The sequence below is a fragment of the Devosia sp. genome (assembly GCF_028290625.1).
GTDB lineage: Bacteria > Pseudomonadota > Alphaproteobacteria > Rhizobiales > Devosiaceae > Devosia.
Genome location: NZ_JAQGJM010000027.1, coordinates 34,153 through 55,036, shown reverse-complemented (window position 1 = coordinate 55,036; position 20,884 = coordinate 34,153). Strand labels below are relative to the sequence as shown.

Below are 20,884 nucleotides of genomic sequence, written 5' to 3'. Positions count from 1 at the left end.
AGCATAATGCTAGCACTTTCGACCCCGATGCAGTCCTTTGCGCAGGACCTCAAACCCTTCGCCGACACCTCGCGCCTGGTTTCCATCGGCGGCTCACTGACCGAGATCATCTACGCCCTCGGTGAAGAAAAGCGCCTCGTCGCCCGCGACCAGACCGCCACTTTCCCCGAGGCCGCACTGGCGCTCCCCGACGTCGGCTACATGCGCGCCCTCGCCCCGGAAGGCGTGCTCTCAGTCACCCCGACCGCGCTCCTCGTCATCGAAGGTAGCGGCCCGCCCGAAGCCCTCGACGTACTCTCCCATGCCGGCGTCGACTACCAGACCGTCTCCGAAGGTTTCTCCCACGAAGGCATTCTCGCCAAGGTCCGCGCCGTCGGTCAAGCCCTTGGCGTACCTGATAAATCCGAGGCTCTTGCCGCGCAACTCGATACCGCGCTCAAGGCCGTCGAAGCCCGCACCGCCGCCATTCCAGAGCGCAAGAAGGTCCTCTTCATCCTCTCCACCCAAGGCGGCAAGATCCAGGCCTCGGGCACGGATACCGCCGCCAATGGCATTATCGAACTGGCCGGCGCGCTCAACGCCGTCACAGATTATTCCGGCTACGAGGCGCTGACCGAAGAAGCCATCATCGCCGCCAATCCCGACGTCATCCTGATGATGGACCGCGGCGGCGACCATGGCGGCACCGATGCCGAACTGCTTGCCCACCCCGCCATCGCCCTCACTAACGCTGGCAAGGCCCACGCCATCATCCGCCTCGACGGCGCCTACCTCCTCGGCTTCGGCCCCCGCACCGCCAGTGCTGTCGGCGAGCTGGTCGATGCCCTCTATGGTAAGGCCTTATGACTGCTGCGCTTTCCATGTCCGGCGGACTTGGCCGCGCCGAGCGCCTGGCGGGTGACCGCTCGTCCCTCGGCCGGCTGGCCATCGTCGTGCTGGCCGTCCTGCTTCTCGTTACCATGGTCATTTCGATGACCACCGGTGCCTCCGGCGCTTCAGCGCTGAACCTGATCGGCTCCTGGTTTGGCGGCACCACCGCCGACCCGGCCGCCCTGCTGCGCGACCAGACCGTCATCTACAATATCCGCCTGCCACGCATGATCCTCGGCGTCCTCGTCGGCGCGGCGCTCGCCACCTCGGGCCTGCTCATGCAAGGTCTGTTCCGTAATCCCCTGGCCGATCCGGGCCTCGTCGGCGTCTCGGCCGGCGCGGGTCTCGGCGCCGTCGGCATCATCGTCCTCGGCACCACCATGCTGGCGCCGCTGACCGCCCTGCTGGGCATCTATTCCCTCCAGATGGCTTCCTTCATCGGCGGCCTGATCACCACCTTCATTCTCTACCGCGTCGCCACCAAGGCCGGCCAGACTGCCATTGCCACTATGCTGCTCGCCGGCATCGCCATCGGCGCCCTCGCTGGCGCGATCACGGGTGTTCTGGTCTATGTCGCCACCGACAGCCAGCTCCGCGACCTGACGTTCTGGGGCCTCGGCTCACTCTCGGGCGCCAACTGGACCAAGATCATGGCCTCCGGCCCGATCATTGTCGTGGCTCTAACCGCCTCGGCCTTCCTCGCTAAGGGTCTCAACGCCCTGACGCTCGGCGAAGCCACCGCCGGTCACCTCGGCCTGCCGGTGCAGCGCTTCAAGCTCGCCGCCATCGTGGCCGTCGCTGCTGCAACCGGCGCCTCGGTCGCGGTCTCGGGCGGCATCGGTTTTGTCGGCATCGTCGTGCCGCATTTGCTGCGCCTCGTCATCGGGCCCGACCACCGCTACCTGCTGCCCGCCTCCGCTCTGTTGGGCGCTTCGTTCCTGCTGATGGCCGATGCCGTCAGCCGCCTCGTCGTCGCCCCGGCTGAATTGCCCATTGGCATCGTCACCGCTGCCGTCGGCGGCCCGTTCTTCCTCTGGATATTGCTGCGCCGCCGCAATGCGATCGCGTGGTGATGCCATGATCGAAGCGTACGACGTCAGCGTCGAAATTTCCGGTCGCCGCATCCTTGAAGGGGTCAGCCTCACGGCTAAACCCGGCCAGTTGACCGCCGTTATCGGCCCCAACGGTTCCGGCAAAACCACGCTGATGAAGGCCCTGTGCCGCGACTACGCCTATGACGGCCTGATCTCCATCAATGGCCGCGATCTGCAATTGCTCCGCTCCATCGAGACCGCCACGCTCCGCGCCGTGCTGCCGCAGCAGAGCGCGCTGCCATTCCCCTTCACGGTGCGCGAAGTCGTCGCTCTCGGCCTCACCGCAGGCCTCTCCGGCGTGCCGCTCTCTGCCCGCAAGCGTCTGCCTGAACTGGCTTTGGCCCGCGTCGATCTCAATGGTTTCGCTGGCCGCTTTTATGGCGAACTATCGGGTGGCGAACAGCAGCGCGTCCAGCTCGCTCGCGTGCTCTGCCAGGTCTGGATGCCGGTGCTTGATGGCGTGCCGCGCTACCTGTTCCTCGACGAGCCCGTCTCCAGCCTCGATATCAAGCACCAGTTGATGATCATGGATGTGGCCCGTTCCTTCGCCAATGCGGGCGGTGGCGTTATCGCCATCCTGCACGATCTGAACCTGGCCGCCATGTATGCCGACCAGATCCTGGCCCTGCGCCAGGGCCGTGTCGCCGGCTTCGGCACGCCCTCCGAAGTGCTGACGGATGCCCTACTGGCGGACGTCTTCGATTGCCCGATGCAGGTCAATCACACCCCGGCCCCCGGCATGCCTTTCGTCCTCCCCCAATCCGCCGTCCGCCGCGACGCAATTCAAACCAAGGTCGCCTGATGTCCCCATTGTTCAAAGCCATCGGGCTGGTCCTCGCCTTCTCCGCTCCCGCCTTCGCGCAGGCGACTGCGCCCATCTCGCTCGATCTGGAACTGAACGCGCTCCAGCCCACCGAGAAGGGCTGCAAGGTCACCTTCCTCGCGACCAACAAGCTGGGTGCCCCGCTCGACCGTGCCGGCATCGAAACCGCCCTGTTCGATGCCGATGGTGCCATCGACCGGATCGTCAACTTGGACTTCAAGGGCCTGACCGAAGGCAAGACCAAGGTCCTGCAGTTCGAACTGGCTGACCTGCCCTGTGACGGCATCGGCCGCGTGCTGATCAACACTGTCTCGGCCTGCGAGGGCACCGGGCTCGCGCCCACGGCCTGCCTCGACAATCTCAAGACCACGACAAGACCAAGCATCACCTTCGGCCTCTAAGGATATCTTTGATGGAAACCGCCCCCGCCCATGATTTCTCCATGCTGGCCCTGTTCCTGCAGGCCGATTGGGTGGTCAAGGGCGTCATGATCGGCCTCTTGGTCGCCTCGATCTGGTGCTGGGCCATCATCGCCAACCGCATTGCCGCCTATGCCAAGGCGCGCCGTGACATGGCGGCCTTCGACAAGGCCTTCGCCGCCGGCCGCCCCCTGGCCGAGTTGCGTCAAGACTATGCCGGCAAGATCCCCAGCGGCCTCTCCGCCGTGTTCGCCGCCGCCATGGACGAATGGGATAAAAGCCACGCCGCCCAAGCCGCCGCTGGAGGCCTGCAAAGCCGCCTCGAAATCGCCCTCGACCTCGCCGTCACCGAACAAAGCGCCAAGCTCGAACAGCGCCTCGGCTTTCTCGCCACCATCGGCAGCGCCGGACCGTTCGTCGGCCTGTTCGGCACCGTCTGGGGCATCATGAATGCCTTCACCGCCATTGCCAATGCCGAGAACACCAGTCTTGCCGTCGTTGCGCCCGGTATTGCAGAAGCCCTGCTGGCCACCGCTCTCGGCCTGCTCGCAGCCATCCCCGCCGTCATTGCCTATAACAAGCTCAGCGCCGATGCCGGCAAGCTGATCGCACGGCTCGAAGGCTTCGCCGACCGCCTCGTCGCGCTGCTGTCGCGCCAGATCGATGCGGGCAGGGCTCTCTGATGGGCATGTCGGCAGGCAGCGCCAAGTCCGGCGGCCGGCGAGGCCGTCGCGGCCGTGGCAATAGCCCGATCAGCGAGATCAACGTCACCCCCCTGGTCGACGTCATGCTGGTGCTGCTGATCGTCTTCATGGTCGCGGCCCCACTGATGACCATGGGCGTCCCCGTCGATCTGCCCCAGACCCGCGCCAAGGCCATGCCGGTCGATGCCAAGCCGATTACCGTCACCGTGACGCCTGATGGCGCTATCTCCATCGACAACGAGCCGGTCGCCATCGACGCGCTTGTCTCAACGGTGCAGTCCCTGGCCAACCAGGGGACCGACGAACGCCTCTACGTGCGCGGCGACTCCACCGCCCAATACGGCATGATCATGCAGGTGATGGGCGCGCTGTCCGGCGCCGGCTTCGACAAGATCGGCCTCATCACCGAACAGCAGCAGGCGCCCTGAAATGCACTTTGCCCTGCCGGGATCAGCGCTGGTGCATGCAGCCGTGCTCAGCGTTGGCCTCCTGATGTTCGCCTGGCCCGAACCCGACGATGCGCCGGCCGCCCAATCGGTGTCGGTCGACGTCATCTCCATCGCCTCGGTCTCCGCCAACCAGACCAGCACCGTCGAAAGCGACGCCACCGAAACGCTGGTATCCGCCGGTGCGGAAGCGCTGCCGCCGACCGTGCCCGAGACCATCGAGGCCGTCGAGCCCGAAACGCTCGAGCCGCCGGTGGAACGCGAATCCGCCGAACCGCCACCACCCGAGCCGGTCAAGTCCACTGAGGCCAAGCCCGTCGAACCCACCGAGATCGAGCCGGTCGAAGCCACCAGCGCCACCCCGGTGACCCCGGATGAGCCGGTCGAGTTGAGCGAAGTCGAACCGGACCGCGTGGAGGTGGCCATATTGAGTGCCATCTCGCCCGAGCCGCTGGAAGCCGAAGCCGTCGCGCCGCTCATCCCGAGCGCAGCGCGGGCCGAAACCGCAACCCCGGTCCAGCCGGTACAACAGGAAAGCTTGCAGCCCACCGAGGTCACCGACCTCAAGGTTGCGCCCGTTCCCCATACCCTCAGCCGTCCCCGTCCATCCGAGCCGATGCAGCGCCCCCGCCAGCAGGTCGCCGCCGCCCCGCCGCCGCGCGCCACGCCCAAGCCGCCGGTGCAGCAACAGGCGCAGCTGCGTCCGTCCGTCCCTGCCGGCAATGGCGGCCAGAACCAGGCCGACACCGTTGCGGCAAAACCCTCGGCCGGCCAGCAGGGCAATTCCGGTTCGGGCGGCGATGCCGATGTGGCCCGCTATCCCACCCAGGTCGTGTCCAAGCTGCGCCGTGCCCTGCGCTATCCACGTGGCGGCGGCGGTGCCGCTGGAGAAGTGCATGTGCAGTTCACCGTTTCGGCTGGTGGTCAGCCCTCGGGCATCCGCGTGGTCAAGTCGTCCGGCAATGCCGCCATCGACCAGGCTGGGGTCGATACCGTGACCCGTGCCGCGCCATTCCCGCCGATCCCCGCGGGGGCCGATCGCAATAGCTGGGCCTTCACCGTGCCACTGGCCTTTGTTCGCGGCTGATCCGGCATCATCGTGCTGTCGCGGGCGGCTGCGGCGAAAAGCATTTCCACTCACATAATTGCGTGCTTGCAGTCGCCGAAACGTGGATGGTAAGGCCCAGCCACGTTCCCAGCGAGACAGACCATGACCGAGCCGCGCGAAGAGATGGAATTCGACGTTGTCATCGTCGGCGCCGGCCCCTCAGGCCTTGCCGCAGCGATCCGGCTCAAGCAACTCTCGCCCGACCTGAGCGTCCTGATCGTGGAAAAAGGCGCCGAAGTCGGCTCGCACATCATTTCGGGCGCGGTCATCGATCCATCCGGCCTCGATGAGCTCATCCCCGACTGGCGAGAACGCGAAACGCCGATCAAGACGGCCGTCACCGATGATCGCTTCGTCTGGCTGACGGAAAAATCCGCCTTCCCGTTGCCCAACTTCATCATGCCACCGCTGATGAGCAATCACGGCAATTACATCGTCTCGCTCGCCAACGTCTGCAAATGGCTGGCGACCGAAGCCGAGGCGCTGGGCGTCGACATCTATCCCGGCTTTGCCGGCGCCGAACTGCTGGTCGAGGACGGTGTCGTGGTGGGCGTCGCCACTGGCGACATGGGCATCGAGAAATCCGGCCAGCCGGGCCCAAATTTCGCCCGCGGCATGGCGCTCAAGGGCAAATATGTGCTCCTCGCCGAAGGCGTGCGCGGCTCGCTCACCAAGCGGGCCATCGCCGAATTCGGCCTGGCCAAAGAGTCCGATTTCCAGAAATACGGCATCGGTTTCAAGGAAATCTGGCAGGTCGCCGACGCCAACCACAGGCCCGGCCTCGTGCAGCACACACTGGGCTGGCCGCTGCAGGATACAGTTGGCGGCGGCTCCTATATCTATCACCTCGAAGACAACCAGGTCGCCATCGGCTTCGTTGTCCACCTCAACTATAAAAACCCATACCTCTCCCCCTTCGACGAATTCCAGCGCCTCAAGACCCACCCGGCCATCAAGGGCACTTTCGAGGGTGCCAAGCGCTTATCTTACGGCGCCCGCGCCATTTCCGAGGGCGGCTACCAGTCCATCCCCAAGCTCGCCTTCCCCGGCGGAGCGCTGATTGGTGACGCGGCCGGCTTCGTCAATCTCCCGCGCATCAAGGGCAGCCATAACGCCGTGCTCTCGGGCATCGTCACCGCCGAACACGTCGCCGCCGCTCTAGCCGCGGGCCGTTCCGGCGATACGCTGGCCGATCTCGACGCCGCCCTCCGCGCGGGCGCCATCGGCAAGGACCTGCACAAGGTCCGCAACGTCAAGCCGCTGCTCTCCCGCTTCGGCACCCTCTTCGGAATGGGCCTCGCCGGCTTCGATATGTGGTGCAATACCCTTTTCGGTGCGTCGCTATTTGGCACGCTGCGCCACGGCAAACCCGATCACGCCACGCTCGAACCCGCCGCCCTGCACCAGCCGATCGATTACCCCAAGCGCGATGGCATGCTGACCTTCGATCGGCTCTCCTCGGTGTTCATTTCCGGCACCAATCACGAGGAAAATCAGCCGCCCCATCTGCATGTCGCCGATCTGGCCTTGCAGAAAGCCAGCGAACTGGATGTCTTCGCCGGGCCCTCCACCCGCTATTGCCCCGCCGGCGTCTATGAATGGGTGGACGGCAGCTACGTCATCAACGCGCAAAACTGCGTCCACTGCAAAACCTGCGACATAAAAGACCCAAACCAGAACATCGATTGGGTCCCGCCCGAGGGCGGTGGCGGGCCGAACTACGTCAATATGTGAGGCGCAGCCGGGGCGCTAAAACTTGCGCGCTCCGCCCCGTCCTGCTTTAAGCGCGGCAGTGCTTGCGGAGGACTTTCCGACATGAAGATTCTCGTGCCCGTCAAACGGGTGGTGGACGCCAACGTCAAGATTCGCGTCAAACCCGACGGATCGGGCGTCGATACCGCCAATGTCAAAATGTCGATGAATCCGTTTGATGAAAACGCCATCGAGGAGGCTTTGCGCCTCAGGGAAGCCGGCACGGCCACCGAGGTCGTCATCGTCACCGTGGGCTCTGAAAAGTCCGCCGAAACCCTGCGCGCTGGCCTTGCCATGGGCGCCGACCGCGCCATCCATGTGAAGACCGACGCCCCCCGCATCGAGCCGCTGGCAGTCGCAAAAGTGCTAAAAGCCGTCATTGCATCAGAAGCGCCAGACCTCGTGATCCTGGGCAAGCAAGCCATCGATGACGACAGCAACCAGACCGGCCAGATGCTCTCGGCCCTGCTGGGCTGGCCGCAGGCGACCTTTGCCTCCAAGATCGTCATCGGCACCGGCAGCATGGATGTGACCCGCGAGATCGATGGCGGTCTCGAAACCCTGCGCCTGATGCTGCCCGCCGTGGTCACCGCCGATCTGCGCCTCAACGAGCCGCGCTATGCGTCCTTGCCCAATATCATGAAGGCCAAGAAGAAGCCGCTCGATGAGACGAGCCCAGAAACCCTGGGTGTCGACATCGCGCCGCGCCTGACCGTACTCAAAACCACCGAGCCCGCCGGTCGCACCGCCGGCATCATCGTCGCCTCTGCCGAGGAACTGGCAGCCAAGCTCAAGCAGGCGGGAGTGCTCTGACATGACGACCCTGATCCTCGCCGAACACGACGGCAAAACCCTCAACGAAGCCACCGCCAAGGCCCTGACCGCCGCCAAAGCGCTCGGCGCGCCGGTGCATATCCTCGTCGCCGGCCACGAGGTCGGTGCCATTGCCGCTGCCGCAGCGAAGCTCGACGGCGTCGCCAAGGTGCTGAGCGCCGATGCCGAAAGCCTGGCCCATCAACTGGCCGAGCCATTCTCAGCTCTGCTGGTATCGCTGGCCGGCAACTATGACGCGATCGTCGCGCCCGCCACCTCGACGGGCAAGAACACACTGCCGCGCGTCGCGGCTCTGCTCGACGTGATGCAGGTTTCCGAAGTCAGCAAGGTCATCGCCCCCGATACCTTCGAGCGCCCGATCTATGCCGGCAACGCCATCGAAACCGTGCAGGCCTCCGGCAAGCTGGTGCTGACCATCCGCATCTCGGCGTTCACCGCCACAGGCGAGGGCGGCAATGCGCCAATCGAGGCCCTGGCCGTCCCCGCCGATGACGGCAGATCGCGCTGGCTCGGTGCCGAACTTTCCGCTTCCGTTCGTCCCGAACTGGCCGGCGCCCGCATCGTCGTCTCCGGCGGCCGCGCCCTGGGTTCGGCCGAAAAGTTCGATGAAGTGCTGGCCCCACTCGCCGACAAGCTCAATGCCGCCATCGGCGCCTCGCGCGCCGCGGTCGATGCCGGCTACGCCGCCAACGACATGCAGGTCGGCCAGACCGGCAAGGTCGTCGCGCCCGAGCTTTATATCGCCATCGGCATTTCCGGCGCCATCCAGCATCTGGCCGGCATGAAGGATTCCCGGATCGTCGTCGCCATCAACAAGGACGCCGATGCGCCAATCTTCCAGGTCGCCGATTTCGGCCTGGTGGGCGATCTGTTCACCCTGGTGCCGGCGCTGGTCAAGGCCCTCGACTGAGCCTCAGTTGAACAGGTCGGGGCGCAGGTTCAGCACGGCGCTCGATCCAACAATGCCGTCCAGCCGAGCCCGCGCTTCGGGGAATATCTGGTCGGCATAGAAGGCCGCCATCGCCGCTTTGGTTTCGGCAAAGGCGGTATCGATTGCCGCGTGCGACGCTTCCGCCGCCCGCCAGGCGCCGATGCAGATGCCGAACAGATGGAGCGTGTTAACGGCCGCCGCGCTGGGCAGGGCGATATTTTTGGCCCCTTCGTCCAGCAACCAGCGCGCCGCCTCTTCTATCAAATAGGCGGCCTGGGTCGTCATGCCCATGACCGGGCGGCCGCCTGCGCTGGCGCTATTGCGCATGTCCTCAACCAGTTCGCGCACCGCCTGGCCCTTGTCGCGGGCAATCTTGCGGCCCACCAGGTCCAGCGCCTGAATGCCTGTCGTGCCCTCATAGATGGTGGTGATGCGCGCATCGCGCAAATGCTGCGCTGCGCCAGTTTCCTCGATAAAACCCATGCCGCCATGCACCTGGATACCCAGCGACGCGACCTCGACGGCGATTTCCGTCGACCAGCCCTTGGCAATCGGGATCAGCAAATCGACCCGTCGCTGCTGCCTTGCGCGTTCCTCCGCATCCTCCGAACGGGTCGCTAGATCCAGCGCCGCCGCCGCCTGGTAGCAGATTGCCCGCGCCGCTTCGGTCTTACCACGCATCAGGCCCAGCATGCGGGCGACATCGGCGTGCTCGATGATAGCCGACGATCCGCTGGCGCCCGTCGCGCGACCTTGCTTACGCTCGCGCGCAAAGGCCAATGCCTGCTGATAGGCCCGCTCGGCAATGCCCACACCTTGCAGGCCGACGCTGAGCCGCGCCGCGTTCATCATGGTGAACATATATTCGAGCCCGCGATTGGCCTCGCCAATCAGAAACCCCAGCGCACCCGGCCCGTCGCCATAGACCATGGTGCAGGTCGGGCTGCCGTGGATGCCCAGCTTGTGCTCGATCGAGACGCAGCTGACATCGTTGCGCGCGCCAAGGCTGCCATCGGTTTCAACCAGGAGTTTGGGGACCAGGAACAGCGAAATCCCCTTCACGCCCGCCGGCGCATCGGGCAACCGCGCCAGCACCAGGTGGACGATATTGTCCGCCATGTCGTGCTCGCCATAGGTGATGAAGATCTTCTGCCCCTTGAGCCGGAAGGCATCGCCGTCGGGCATGGCGGTGGTGCGCACCGCGGCCAGGTCCGAGCCCGCCTGCGGCTCGGTCAGGTCCATCGCCCCGGTCCATTCGCCACTGACCAGTTTGTCCAGATAGATCGCGCGCAGCTCGGGCGCCGCATATTTGTCGATCGCCTCAATCGCGCCCTGCGTCAGCATGGGACACAGCGCGAAGGCCATGTTAGCGCTCTGGAAGATTTCCTGGATCGCCGCATTGACCACGTAAGGCAGGCCCATGCCGCCGGTCTCGGCGCTCGCCGACGGGCTGTTCCAGCCGCTTTGGGTGAAGCTTTTGTAGGCCGCGACCCAGCCCGGCGGCGTGGTTACGCCCCCCGCAGACCATGTCGCGCCCTGCTTGTCGCCGACACGATTAAGTGGGGCCAGCACAGTGCTGGCGAACTTGCCTGCCTCTTCGAGTACCGAAGCGACCAGGTCCCGATCGGCATCTCCCAGCCCGGGTAGCAAAACGATGTCGGCATAACCGCACAGTTCGTCCAGAACGAAGCATATCTCGGCAAGCGGCGCGGTATAGCTCATGACGATCCCCCGACTCCGAGGAGACGCTACTGGCGTCGGGGAACCCTGTCTATGCTGCTGCGCCTTCGTCCGTCAGCGCTCGACGCCTAGCTATCCGCTGACACCAACGTCCTGGTTTCTGTCAGGTCGCACAGCGCCTCGCGCAATTGCCCGCTGGGGATGAAGGTTACGGTATGGCGGGGGGCAATCCGGTGCTGTTCGCCGGTGCGCGGATTACGGCCCACCCGTTCGGCACGAGGCCGAACCGCCAGCGTGCCGAAGGCGCTTAGCTTGACATAGTCGCCGGCCGTCAGCGCAGCGCTCATGGCAGCGAACATTGCGTCGCTGATTGCCGCCACATCGGCCTTGGGCAAGCCCGTCCGCCGTGCCACGGCGGCGCATAACATCGCCTTGGTGATCGTTTCCGTCACGATCTTACCTCCTCATTACATTTAAGTTCATACGAGGAATTTAAAAACGTGTCTATCGGGTGGCGATCACATTTAGAAACATGACGAAACTGTTCAAGTTAAGTTGACATATTTTAGAATGGTTATAAGCTGGCGAGCATTCTATAAGCCGTTCCAGGGGTGAAGGCTCCCGGAATAGCTGGAGCTCTGGCTCCGCTCAAGCAGACGAATCGGCGGGCATTGCCCGGGAAAAGGTCCCAAGTGAGACTTACGCGCCAGTCCAACTATGCAATTCGGGCCCTGGTTTATTGCGCTGTCAACCAGCCCGGCCTCAGCCGCGTGGCCGACATCGCCAAGGCTTACGCCATCTCCGAACTGTTCCTGTTCAAGCTGATCAAGCCACTGGTGGAAAACGGCCTTCTGGAAACCGTGCGCGGCCGCCATGGCGGCGTGCGCCTCGGCAAGCCGGCCAATGAGATCACCCTGCTCGAAACCATCATGCTGACCGAAGAAAACTTTGCTTTGGCCGAGTGCTTCGAGGATGGCGGCGCCGATTGCCCGCTGATCGGCGAATGCGACCTCAATAGTGCTCTGCGTGAAGCCCTCGGCGCCTTCTTCTCCGTGCTCGAAGGCTACACCATTGCCGATCTCGCACAGAAAAAACGCTCCCTGCGCGAACGCCTCGGCCTGCTCCTGCCCGAGCCGGAACTCGCCGTCGCCCATTGATGCCGCATTTCCTCGCCTGACCGAGACCTGTTCGCGCGGCCCTTGCTGCGCGACGACTTTCCCTAACGCCGCCAATGCGATCGGGCCTGTGGCGCCGCGCACAATGGCGCGCCCAGAGCTCACCTTGTGGCCGCTGTTCGACTTGCCCCAAACCCCGGTCTGCAGACGATTGAGCCCTTTTTCAGGCATGCGCTGACCGCATTTCAGTTGCCCGCCTGCCCTCATTGACCCTGCGGCGGCATCGGTTCCTACTCCATCATATGATCTAGCGGTGCTCCTGAAATGGGGGCGCCGCGATATTCAACAGCCCCTGGCTGCCTCTGTTCGCGAGCAATTGCGAGCAACCGCCCCACACCGCCACAAGCCCGGCCACCGCTTGCGACAGGAGACGCGTCGTTGCTGAAAATTCTCTATCTCGTCCCCAATCTTGCAGACCCGGCCGTCGCGCGGCGCGTGGACATGCTGCGCCTCGGCGGCGCGCAAATCGATGTCGCCGGCTTTCGCCGCGCTGGCACCGCAGTGCCTAGTCTTGATGTCGAGACCTATCTCGAACTCGACGAAACCTTCGATGCGCGCTTCGCCCAGCGCATGCTGGCGACGGTCCGGGCGCGCTCCAAGGTGCGCACCTGGGCGGCCCGCCTGCCGCGGCCAGACGTGATTGTCGCGCGCAATCTCGAAATGCTGGCGCTGGCCAGTCGGCTGCAGAGCTTTTGGCCCGGCAATCCGCCGATTGTCTACGAGTGCCTCGACGTTCACCGCCTGATGCTGCGCGGCGACGCGATCGGCCGCACTATGCGTGGGGCCGAGCGGCATTGGAGCCGGCAGGCCTCGCTGCTGCTGACCAGTTCGCCCGCTTTCGTGCGCAACTATTTCGACATCCACAATGCCCTGCCGACGGAAATCGTCGAGAACAAGGTGATCTGGGACGATGGCGAACGGGGCGGCAATCCGGCGCTGGCCGAAGCCGCCGGCGACGGCCCGGTGCGGATCGGTTGGTTTGGCGCCTTGCGCTGCACCCGCTCCTTGCAGGCCCTGAGCGGCTTGGCCGATGCGTTCGATGGCGATGTCGAAGTGGTGCTGCGCGGTCGGCCGGCCTTGACCGAATTCGACGATTTCCCCGCCATCGTCGCGCGCCAAAAGCATCTGCGCTTCGATGGTCCGTACCGCAATCCCGACGATCTGGCGGCGATCTATTCGGACGTGCATCTGGCCTGGGCCATCGATTTCTTCGAGGACGGCCAGAATTCGCAATGGCTGCTCCCCAACCGCATTTATGAGGGCTGCCTACATGGTGCCATCCCCGTGGCGCTCGCCGGGACCGAGACAGCGGCCTTCATCGCCCATAAGGGCATCGGCATCGTGCTGCCCGATATCGCGCCGGAGACCCTGCGATCCATGCTGGGCGGATTGACGCGCGAGCGGCTGGTGCAACTGGCAACAGCGGTCGCGGCGCAGGATACCGGCCACTTTGCCGTCAATGCCAAGGCCTGCGCGGCTTTGGTTGACAGGCTCGCCGGATTGCCCGGCACACGGCCAGAACTGACGGAGGCCGCATGAGCCAGACCTGCCTGATCGTCGTGCCGACGCTTAATGAAGCGCGTCATATCGGACCGCTGCTGCACGACCTGCTCATCGAGGCCGAAGCTATGGATGCGCGGATCGTCGTGGCCGACGGCGGCAGCACCGATGGCACGCCCGCCATCGTCGCCGATATCGCGGCGACCGAGAAACGAGTGACGCTGATCCACAATCCCAAGCGCATCCAGAGCGCGGCGATGAACCTAGCGGTGGCGGAATTTGGCGACGATACCGACTTCGTCATTCGCATCGATGCTCATGGCAAATATCCGGCTGACTATTGCCGCAAGCTGCTGGCCGAGGCCGAACGGCTTGGTGTCGACAGCATCGTGGTGCCGATGACGACGGTTGGGCGCAGCACGTTCCAGCGCGCGGTAGCGACGGCGCAGAATTCGCTGGTCGGCACCGGCGGCTCGGCGCACCGGACCGGCAAGCGGGCGCAGCAGGTCGATCACGGCCACCATGCGCTGATGCGCGTCGCGGCCTATCGCGCCGTTGGCGGCTATGACGAGACTTTTCGCTTCAACGAGGACGCCGAACTCGACTACCGCCTGGGCCAGGCCGGCTATCGCGTCTGGCTGACCGATGCGACATCGATGACCTATTTCCCGCGCTCGACCATGTCGGGCCTGTTCAAGCAGTATTTCGGCTATGGGGGCGGGCGGGCGCGCAATATCGTCAAGCACCGCATGAAGCCGCGCATTCGCCAGATGGTGCCGCTGGTGATCCTGCCGACGGTGCTGCTCGCGGTGCTCTGCTTCGTGCATTGGGGCTTCCTCGTGCCGCTGCTGGCCTGGGGAGCGGCCTGTTTCGCGCTCGGCGCCGTCGCGGCGCGACAGCACGTCAAGGAGTATGGCCTGCGCCTGGTTCAGGTGCCTCTGGTCGGCGTGGCGGCGATGATCATGCATTTCGCCTGGTCATCAGGCTTTTGGCTGCATCTCGCCCGCACCGCCACCGCACGTCCCGGCACCGCATAGGAGGGCGCCATGGTTTCCGTCGATATCTGCATCTGCACCTTCCGCCGCCCCTTCCTGGCTGAAACTCTGGCTTCCGTCGCGGCACTGGCGATCGAGAACGTCGATGTGCGCGTCATCATCGCCGACAACGACATCACGCCGTCCGCTCAAGGGCTCGTTGACAGCGCGCGAGCCGGCTTTCCCCACGCCATCATCTATGTGCATGCCCCCTCGGCCAATATCTGCATCGCCCGCAATGCCTGCCTGGATGCAGCTTCGGCCGACTATGTGGCCTTCATCGACGACGACGAGACCGTCTCGCCGCAATGGCTCGGCGCGCTGCTGGCGACCGCACAGGAAACCCGCGCCGATGCAGTTCTTGGTCCGGTTCGCGCCGTCTACGATCCCGAGACCCCCGAATGGATGGTGCGAGGCGATTTCCACTCGACATTGCCTGTCGTGGTCAACGGTGCCATCCGCACCGGCTACACCTGTAACGTCTTGATCCGGCGTGTCGAACCCTTGGCCGCCTTGCGTTTCGATCTGTCGCTCGGCAAGTCCGGCGGCGAGGATACCGACTACTTTTACCGCCTGACTTCTCTGGGCGGCACCATCGTCGAAGCGCCCCAGGCGCTGGTCTACGAGCCGGTGCCGGCCGACCGCGCCGTCATGGCCTGGCTGGTCCGCCGGCGGCTGCGCATGGGCCAGACCCATGGCAAACTGATCGGCGGTTCGCGGCTGACCGCTGCGGCCGTCGCCAGCGCAAAAGCGGGCTTTTGTGTCGCCATGACCGGTTTGACCGCATTTTCGCCCATTGCGCGGCGCAAGAACCTGCTGCGCGCCGTACTCCACATGGGAGTGGTCGGCGGTATCATGGGCATTCGCCCGGCCGTCCACTATGGCGACGGCGCCGCGCAAAGCGCGAGCAACCCCATTCACTAGACCTGCCCCCGGAGGCAAACCATGCTTGAACGAGGCAACTATCCAGAAACCCTGGCGCCGCAGCCGATGGACCTCAAGTTCATCGATCTTGATCGGATCTTTTCCGTCCTGCGGCGGCAAATGCGGGTCATCGGGCTGTGCGTCGCCATCATGCTGGCGCTGGGATTGATCTACCTGACGCTGGCCCCGCGCAGCTACGTGTCGGCCGGGCAAATCCTGATCGACAAGAATCTCGAACAGGTCGCAGACGGCACTACGGTGTCGGTCAGCGCTGTTGATCTGGAAGCCCAGGTGCTCAACCAGATCGAGGTGCTGCGTTCGAGCCGGATCGCCATGGCGGTCGCCAAGGCGGAAAACCTGACCACCGATGCCGAATTCCTCAGCCCGCCGCCGTCCTTTACCGGCCGGATACGCGGAGCCTTCAGTAGCTTGCTGTCGCCCTTTTTCGGGCGGGGTGCTGTGGTCGACGCAGCGCCGCCGCAGGCCAGCATCGACGATGTCGCCGGCATGCTGCGCGCCAATGTGCAGGTCGATCGCATGGGGCGCAGCGCCATCATTCGCGTCAGCTATGAGGCGTCCTCGCCCGAACTGGCGCAGCGCATCGCCCGCGCCTATGGCAATGCGGTGGTGCAGGACCAGCTCAATGCCGATCTCGACGCCACCAAGGCGGCCGGCGACTGGATGCAGCAACGCCTCACCGAAATCGGCGCCAGCCAGCGCGAGGCTAACCTCGCGATCCAGAAATTCCGTCAGGATTCTGGCCTGTCGGTGGATCAGGACCGCACCCTGAGCGACAAGCGCGTCGAAGCGCTGTCGGAGCAATTAGCGACGGCCCAGGCCGAAACCGGCCGCATCCGCGCCCTGTCCGCCCAGGTGCAGGCGGTGATTGCCGCCGGCCCCGAGGCTGCAGCCAATAATGTGGGGCTGCTGGCGCAGTCGGAAACCACCACCGCCAATCCGCAAGTCGCCACCGTGCGCACCCAATATGCCAATCTGGTCAGCCGGATCGCCGAGGTGACGAGCGCCTTCGGACCCAACCACCCGCAACTGGTGGCGCTCAATGCCCAGAAGGCGGCGCTGAACGGGCAAATCTTCGCTCAGCTCCAGGGCCTCAATGAGCAATACCTGACCCAGTTGCAGATCGCCGAACAGCAGGAAGTCGGCCTGCGTCGGGACATCGACAATGAGGGCAATGCCGATAGCGACGCCAACCAGGCGCAGATCCAGCTCAACGAGCTGCAGCAGCGCTCGACGGCCCTGGGCTTGCTCTACAACACGTTCCTCGGCCGCTATGAAGAGGCCATCCAGCAGCAGTCCTTCCCGATCCCCGCCGTTCGGGTGATCACCGAGGCCCTGCTGCCGGATAGCCCGTCGAGCCCGCGTACGCTGATCGTGCTGGCGGCGGCTTTGATCGGCGGCCTGTTCATGGGCCTCGGCTTCGGCACGTTCAACGAATTGCGCGAGCGGGCATTCCGCACCGGCGCGCAGGTCAGCAACGAGCTGGGTGTCAGGTTCCTAGGCTACCTGCCGCAGCTTGAATTGGGCAAGGCAAGCCGCGATCCCAAGCAGCGCGCCAATCTCATTCACCGCTTCCTGCGCAATCAGGTGGTCCGTCGCGGCAGCAACACTCCGACAACGCCGTTCCTTGAGACGCTCAAGTCGGGCAAGCTCGCCCTGCGCTCCGCCCGCAAGGATGGCGGCGGCGTGGTCGGCGTCGTGTCGGCCCTGCCGGGCGAGGGCAAGACCACGTTCGCGGTGGCGTTTGCCGAAATGCTGGTGGGTAGCGGCAGCAAGGTGCTGCTGGTGGACGCCGATCTGCGCCAGCCCGGCGCCACAAGGCTGATCGCCAGCGCAGCCGAATTTGGCCTGATGGACCTGGCCGAAGGCAAGAACTGGCGCGAGATCGCCCAGACCGATCCCGAAACCGGCCTCGTCACCGTGCCGGCCAATACCTCGGGCGTGGTTGGGCGCACCAATGACTTCCTCTCCTCGCCCGCTATGCAGACCTTCCTCGCCGAAGCGCGGCGACAGTTCGACTATGTGGTGATCGACCTGCCGCCGCTCGGCCCGGTGGTCGATGCCATGTCGGTGCTGCCCTGGACGGACGGGTTCATCCTCGTCACCGAGTGGGGCAAGACACCCCGCCGCTTGGTGCGCACCATCATCGGGCGCGAACCCGAGCTATCGGGCGAGCTGCTGGGCGTTGTGCTCAACAAGGTCGATTTCAAGAAGCTGCCGCGCTACAGCGAGGCCGGCGGGGTCGAGCGGTTCGTCGATGTCTATCAGCGCTATTATCAGGTTGAGACTGAGGTGGAACCCGCGGCGCGCTAGGACCACCGGTCCTTAAAATCCCAGATAGCACAACGGCGCGCTCCATGATTGGAGCGCGCCGTTTGTGTTGGTGGGGCTGGCTTTATTCGGCCGCGTTGCGGAAGCCTTCCGACAGTGCCGAATCGAGCTGTAGCTTGGTCAATGCCACGAGGAAATCGTCGGCAATGTCCTCGCGATCGAGCGCGTAGGCCACGTTGGCGGTGAGAAAGCCGATCTTGGAGCCGCAGTCGAAGGACTGCCCCTCATATTGCACGCCCACAAAGGGTTGCTCGTGCATCAGTGTCTGCATCGCGTCGGTGAGCTGGATTTCCCCGCCCGCACCCTTGGGCTGGTCGGCCAGCAGGTTGAAGATATCGGGCTGCAGAATGTAGCGGCCCGAAATGATCAGGTTCGACGGTGCTTCGTCCCGCTTGGGCTTTTCCACCATGCCGCTGATGCGGAAGCCCGAATCGGGGCCTTCGCCCCGCGCGATGACCCCATAGGATGAGACCTCGGCGGGCGGCACTTCCTCGACGGCAATCACATTGCCGCCGGTCTCCTCATAGGTTTCCATCATCTGCTTGAGCACGCCGCGCTTGGCCTGGAACAGCATGTCCGGCAGCAACAGGGCGAACGGCTCGTTGCCGACGATTTCGCGGGCGCACCACACGGCATGGCCCAGCCCCAGCGGCTCCTGCTGGCGCGTGAAGCTGGTTCGGCCTGCCGAGGGCAGGTCCCGGCGCAATTCGGACAAAGCCTTGTCCTTGCCCCGCGCTTCGAGCGTGGTCTCCAGTTCGAACTGACGGTCGAAATGGTCTTCGATGACCCCCTTGTTGCGGCCGGTGACAAATACGAAATGATCGATGCCCGCCTCGCGGGCCTCATCGACCGCATATTGGATGAGAGGACGGTCCACGACCGTCAGCATCTCCTTGGGCATAGCCTTGGTCGCCGGCAGGAACCTCGTTCCGAGCCCCGCTACCGGAAACACTGCTGTTCTAACGCGCTTAACCACGGCAAACTCCTGATTGAGCATTGGAAACAGCGCAAGGGCAACACAGGCAGGTGCCGCAAGTCCACCCAAAATGCCCAAACGAAACGCATAGCTATGATGCGCTGAGGGCAGAGTTTTAATTAGGCTAAAGGCCTATAAAACCGTCATAAACCTGCCAAATTTGGGGCCATCTATTGACGCTATTGCCTAAAGTTTTAATTTCTACTTTGTTTGGTGTTTTGCGTATTCCGATTGATTGCTTGAGTGTATCTATGGATTCTACTTCGCCTTTTGACTGACTGCGACGGTTCGCAAAAAACCGTGATAGTTGACGCATTGTGCTGCGCTCGGCAACACTGTATTGACGCTCCAATGGGCAATGCTCGTCCGGTTTGGACACTTGAAATTTATCGACGGGCTGGTTTTCACAGTTTCGTGACTACTGAGGGCGCATGTCGGTTCGAGAACAGCGCAGATTGCAAACTGCGCGTCCGACGTGACCTTGCATTAAGTTTTTAGGACGACAGTCTACGCTCATTGCATCAACGAGGCAGAAGCCTCCGGGGAGGCCAGACATGCAGAAGGACGGGCCAGACGAGCCGGTCGTCAACAAGGCCAGCAAACCGCTGCCGGTCGAGCGCGCGGTCATACACTGGCCCTGGGGCATCATCGCCGTGGCCATCCTCGCGCTGGGTTGGGTGGGGGTCTATCTGCTGTGGAACGGCTTTGTGTTCCTGTCGCAGCTATAGTTGGATCTTCGAAAGAATAATTGCAGTCTTGCCCGGCTGACTGCAACTGTGGCTCCTTAGTCTCATAGCCCGTTTGGTCTATTGAAGATCGACTGTTTCTCGCCCGTCGCGATCCGCAAGCGACGCGCCGCATGTTCGCTGCCGGTGCCAATTTGGCCAATTTTGCGGCAGCTACAGTGCATTGCAGCTATGCAGCCGGAGGGTTGCCACTCACCGGCAATCATGGTCCCATTCGGGTGATGACGGATAGCCACCCCGTTTTGCTTCGCCTTGCGGCGCACTGGAGCAAGACCAATCCCGGTATTCGTCAAGACGTATTGATCAAAATACGTCGGACAATTGCGTCTGTTGCTGGTGTTGTGCGCGAGAGGTAAAATTCTCGGTAAACTGTACTTAAGCGCCAAGAAAGAACGGTTCGAAGGCCAAATCCGCCGGCCACTCTACCTTCCATTTAGCGAGATAGCGCCATGTCGATCGTAAATGCTGAACTTGATCTATCGAGCCAGTCATCCAAGCTGAAAGTGCCCAAGGGGGGAGTGGCCAAACGGGCCTTCGATGTGGTTGTCGCCTCGACCATGCTCCTGTTTGCCTTGCCGGCGATGTTCTTCATCGCCGTCATCATGTTCTCGACAGATCGCGGGCCAATTCTGTTCGGCCACGAGCGCATCGGGCACAACGGCAAGCGTTTCCGCTGCCTCAAATTCCGCTCCATGGTGGTGGACTCCCAAACGGCTCTGGCGCGTCATCTCGAACTGTTTCCCCTGGCCCGCGCCGAATGGGAAGCCAGCCAGAAGCTGCGCGACGATCCGCGCATCACCGCCATCGGCAGGTTCCTGCGGGTCACCAGCCTCGATGAACTCCCCCAGTTGATCAATGTCATCCGTGGTGAGATGAGCCTCGTCGGTCCCCGCCCCATCGTGCAGGACGAAGTGGTCCGCTACGCCGCCGAGATCGAGCACTATACGGCGACGCGCCCGGGCATTACCGGCCTCTGGCAAGTCGGCGGTCGCAGCGACGTCGATTATGACCATCGCGTCAGGCTCGACAGCCAATATGTGCGGGAATGGACTTTTGCCGGCGATCTGCTCATTCTGCTCAAGACCGTCAAAGTCGTGATCGCACGCACCGGCAGCCGCTAAGGAGCCCACCATGGCATCCATGCTTTCGCTGAGACCCAAGCTGTTCCGCACCCGCAACCCCGCCCGTGATAGCAATACGGACCTCGATCGCCTGATGACCGTGCGCAGAGCCTTCGCCGCCGCCATTGCGGATGCCGAGCAGGAACGGCAGGGCCTGCAGCTGCGCGTGGACGTCTATTACGCCCAGGCCACCAACTTGCTTGATAATTCGGGCGAATATGGCGAACGCAGCCAAGAGGACGAGCAGTCGATCCGCGATGCCGAGGCTCAGGCCGCCATCGCCACCACGCGGATCGGCCAGATCGACGCCCAGATCGTCAAACTCGGCACTATGTTGACCGAATTCGATCGCATCATGAGCGATGCCGCGGCCTAGCGCACGCTGGGCCGACAAACAA

Annotated in this window: 21 protein-coding genes; 18 read left to right on the top strand and 3 right to left on the bottom strand. The window is 63.9% G+C overall.

Features of this window, described 5'->3' with window-relative positions; translation table 11 throughout:
* Positions 1–6 precede the first annotated feature (6 nt).
* The 10 genes from JWR51_RS14515 (at position 7) to JWR51_RS14470 (ending at position 8,960) form a co-directional block, all read left to right on the top strand.
* Positions 7–846: an ABC transporter substrate-binding protein gene (locus JWR51_RS14515; RefSeq protein WP_299748734.1), complete on the top strand. Its 840-nt coding sequence runs from the start codon at positions 7–9 to the stop codon at positions 844–846.
* Positions 843–1,943 (top strand): iron ABC transporter permease, encoded by a 1,101-nt coding sequence (locus JWR51_RS14510; RefSeq protein ID WP_299748731.1) that lies wholly within the window; start codon positions 843–845, stop codon positions 1,941–1,943. The genes JWR51_RS14515 and JWR51_RS14510 overlap by 4 nt, the downstream gene beginning before the upstream one ends.
* A 4-nt stretch (positions 1,944–1,947) precedes the next feature.
* A complete protein-coding gene (locus JWR51_RS14505; RefSeq protein ID WP_299748727.1) occupies positions 1,948–2,766 on the top strand; it encodes a heme ABC transporter ATP-binding protein in 819 nt (272 codons plus the stop codon).
* Positions 2,766–3,188 (top strand): hypothetical protein, encoded by a 423-nt coding sequence (locus JWR51_RS14500; RefSeq protein WP_299748724.1) that lies wholly within the window; start codon positions 2,766–2,768, stop codon positions 3,186–3,188. The genes JWR51_RS14505 and JWR51_RS14500 overlap by 1 nt, the downstream gene beginning before the upstream one ends.
* Positions 3,189–3,199: 11 nt before the next feature.
* On the top strand, positions 3,200–3,889 hold the full coding sequence (gene tolQ / locus JWR51_RS14495; RefSeq protein WP_299748721.1) for a protein TolQ: 690 nt from the start codon (positions 3,200–3,202) through the stop codon (positions 3,887–3,889).
* A complete protein-coding gene (gene tolR / locus JWR51_RS14490; protein WP_299748719.1) occupies positions 3,889–4,338 on the top strand; it encodes a protein TolR in 450 nt (149 codons plus the stop codon). The genes tolQ and tolR overlap by 1 nt, the downstream gene beginning before the upstream one ends.
* 1 nt (position 4,339) lies before the next feature.
* Entirely contained in the window at positions 4,340–5,443 is a 1,104-nt protein-coding gene (locus tag JWR51_RS14485) for a TonB family protein (RefSeq protein WP_299748716.1), read from the top strand.
* A gap of 123 nt (positions 5,444–5,566) precedes the next feature.
* A complete protein-coding gene (locus JWR51_RS14480) occupies positions 5,567–7,198 on the top strand; it encodes an electron transfer flavoprotein-ubiquinone oxidoreductase (RefSeq protein ID WP_299748713.1) in 1,632 nt (543 codons plus the stop codon).
* Positions 7,199–7,279: 81 nt separating this feature from the next.
* Positions 7,280–8,029: an electron transfer flavoprotein subunit beta/FixA family protein gene (locus JWR51_RS14475; protein WP_299748710.1), complete on the top strand. Its 750-nt coding sequence runs from the start codon at positions 7,280–7,282 to the stop codon at positions 8,027–8,029.
* 1 nt (position 8,030) lies between these two features.
* On the top strand, positions 8,031–8,960 hold the full coding sequence (locus tag JWR51_RS14470) for an FAD-binding protein (protein WP_299748707.1): 930 nt from the start codon (positions 8,031–8,033) through the stop codon (positions 8,958–8,960).
* A gap of 3 nt (positions 8,961–8,963) precedes the next feature.
* Here JWR51_RS14470 and JWR51_RS14465 read toward each other — a convergent pair whose 3' ends face one another.
* Positions 8,964–10,703: an acyl-CoA dehydrogenase gene (locus tag JWR51_RS14465; RefSeq protein ID WP_299748704.1), complete on the bottom strand. Its 1,740-nt coding sequence runs from the start codon at positions 10,701–10,703 to the stop codon at positions 8,964–8,966.
* An 86-nt stretch (positions 10,704–10,789) separates the two neighbouring features.
* A complete protein-coding gene (locus JWR51_RS14460) occupies positions 10,790–11,113 on the bottom strand; it encodes an integration host factor subunit alpha (protein WP_299748702.1) in 324 nt (107 codons plus the stop codon).
* Positions 11,114–11,353: 240 nt separating this feature from the next.
* Here JWR51_RS14460 and rirA point away from each other — a divergent pair, with 240 nt between their 5' ends.
* The 5 genes from rirA to JWR51_RS14435 all read left to right on the top strand — a co-directional run bounded on the left by rirA (position 11,354) and on the right by JWR51_RS14435 (position 17,625).
* The gene (gene rirA, locus JWR51_RS14455; RefSeq protein WP_299722921.1) at positions 11,354–11,818 is read left to right on the top strand and encodes an iron-responsive transcriptional regulator RirA; all 465 of its coding nucleotides are present in this window, start codon (positions 11,354–11,356) and stop codon (positions 11,816–11,818) included.
* A gap of 396 nt (positions 11,819–12,214) precedes the next feature.
* Positions 12,215–13,375: a glycosyl transferase family 1 gene (locus JWR51_RS14450; protein WP_299748699.1), complete on the top strand. Its 1,161-nt coding sequence runs from the start codon at positions 12,215–12,217 to the stop codon at positions 13,373–13,375.
* Positions 13,372–14,373, top strand: coding sequence for a glycosyltransferase family 2 protein (locus JWR51_RS14445; protein WP_299748696.1), 1,002 nt, complete (start codon positions 13,372–13,374; stop codon positions 14,371–14,373). Before JWR51_RS14450 ends, JWR51_RS14445 begins: the two co-directional genes overlap by 4 nt.
* A 9-nt stretch (positions 14,374–14,382) precedes the next feature.
* Positions 14,383–15,294, top strand: a complete 912-nt coding sequence (locus JWR51_RS14440; RefSeq protein WP_299748694.1) for a glycosyltransferase family 2 protein — start codon at positions 14,383–14,385, stop codon at positions 15,292–15,294.
* A 21-nt stretch (positions 15,295–15,315) separates the two neighbouring features.
* Entirely contained in the window at positions 15,316–17,625 is a 2,310-nt protein-coding gene (locus JWR51_RS14435) for a Wzz/FepE/Etk N-terminal domain-containing protein (protein WP_299748691.1), read from the top strand.
* 82 nt (positions 17,626–17,707) lie between these two features.
* Here the strand turns inward: JWR51_RS14435 and galU are convergent, their stop codons facing one another.
* Complete coding sequence (galU, locus tag JWR51_RS14430; protein ID WP_299748689.1) at positions 17,708–18,619, bottom strand: UTP--glucose-1-phosphate uridylyltransferase GalU; 912 nt, start codon at positions 18,617–18,619, stop codon at positions 17,708–17,710.
* A gap of 554 nt (positions 18,620–19,173) precedes the next feature.
* On the opposite strand from galU, the gene JWR51_RS14425 reads away from it, so the two are divergent.
* From JWR51_RS14425 to JWR51_RS14415, 3 genes are all read left to right on the top strand, one after another.
* A complete protein-coding gene (locus JWR51_RS14425; RefSeq protein ID WP_299748686.1) occupies positions 19,174–19,347 on the top strand; it encodes a hypothetical protein in 174 nt (57 codons plus the stop codon).
* Between the two features lie 467 nt (positions 19,348–19,814).
* Positions 19,815–20,486 carry a sugar transferase gene (locus JWR51_RS14420; RefSeq protein WP_299748683.1) on the top strand — a complete coding sequence of 224 codons (672 nt, stop codon included), beginning with the start codon at positions 19,815–19,817 and terminating at the stop codon, positions 20,484–20,486.
* Between the two features lie 10 nt (positions 20,487–20,496).
* Positions 20,497–20,862 (top strand): hypothetical protein, encoded by a 366-nt coding sequence (locus JWR51_RS14415; RefSeq protein WP_299748680.1) that lies wholly within the window; start codon positions 20,497–20,499, stop codon positions 20,860–20,862.
* Positions 20,863–20,884 lie beyond the last annotated feature (22 nt).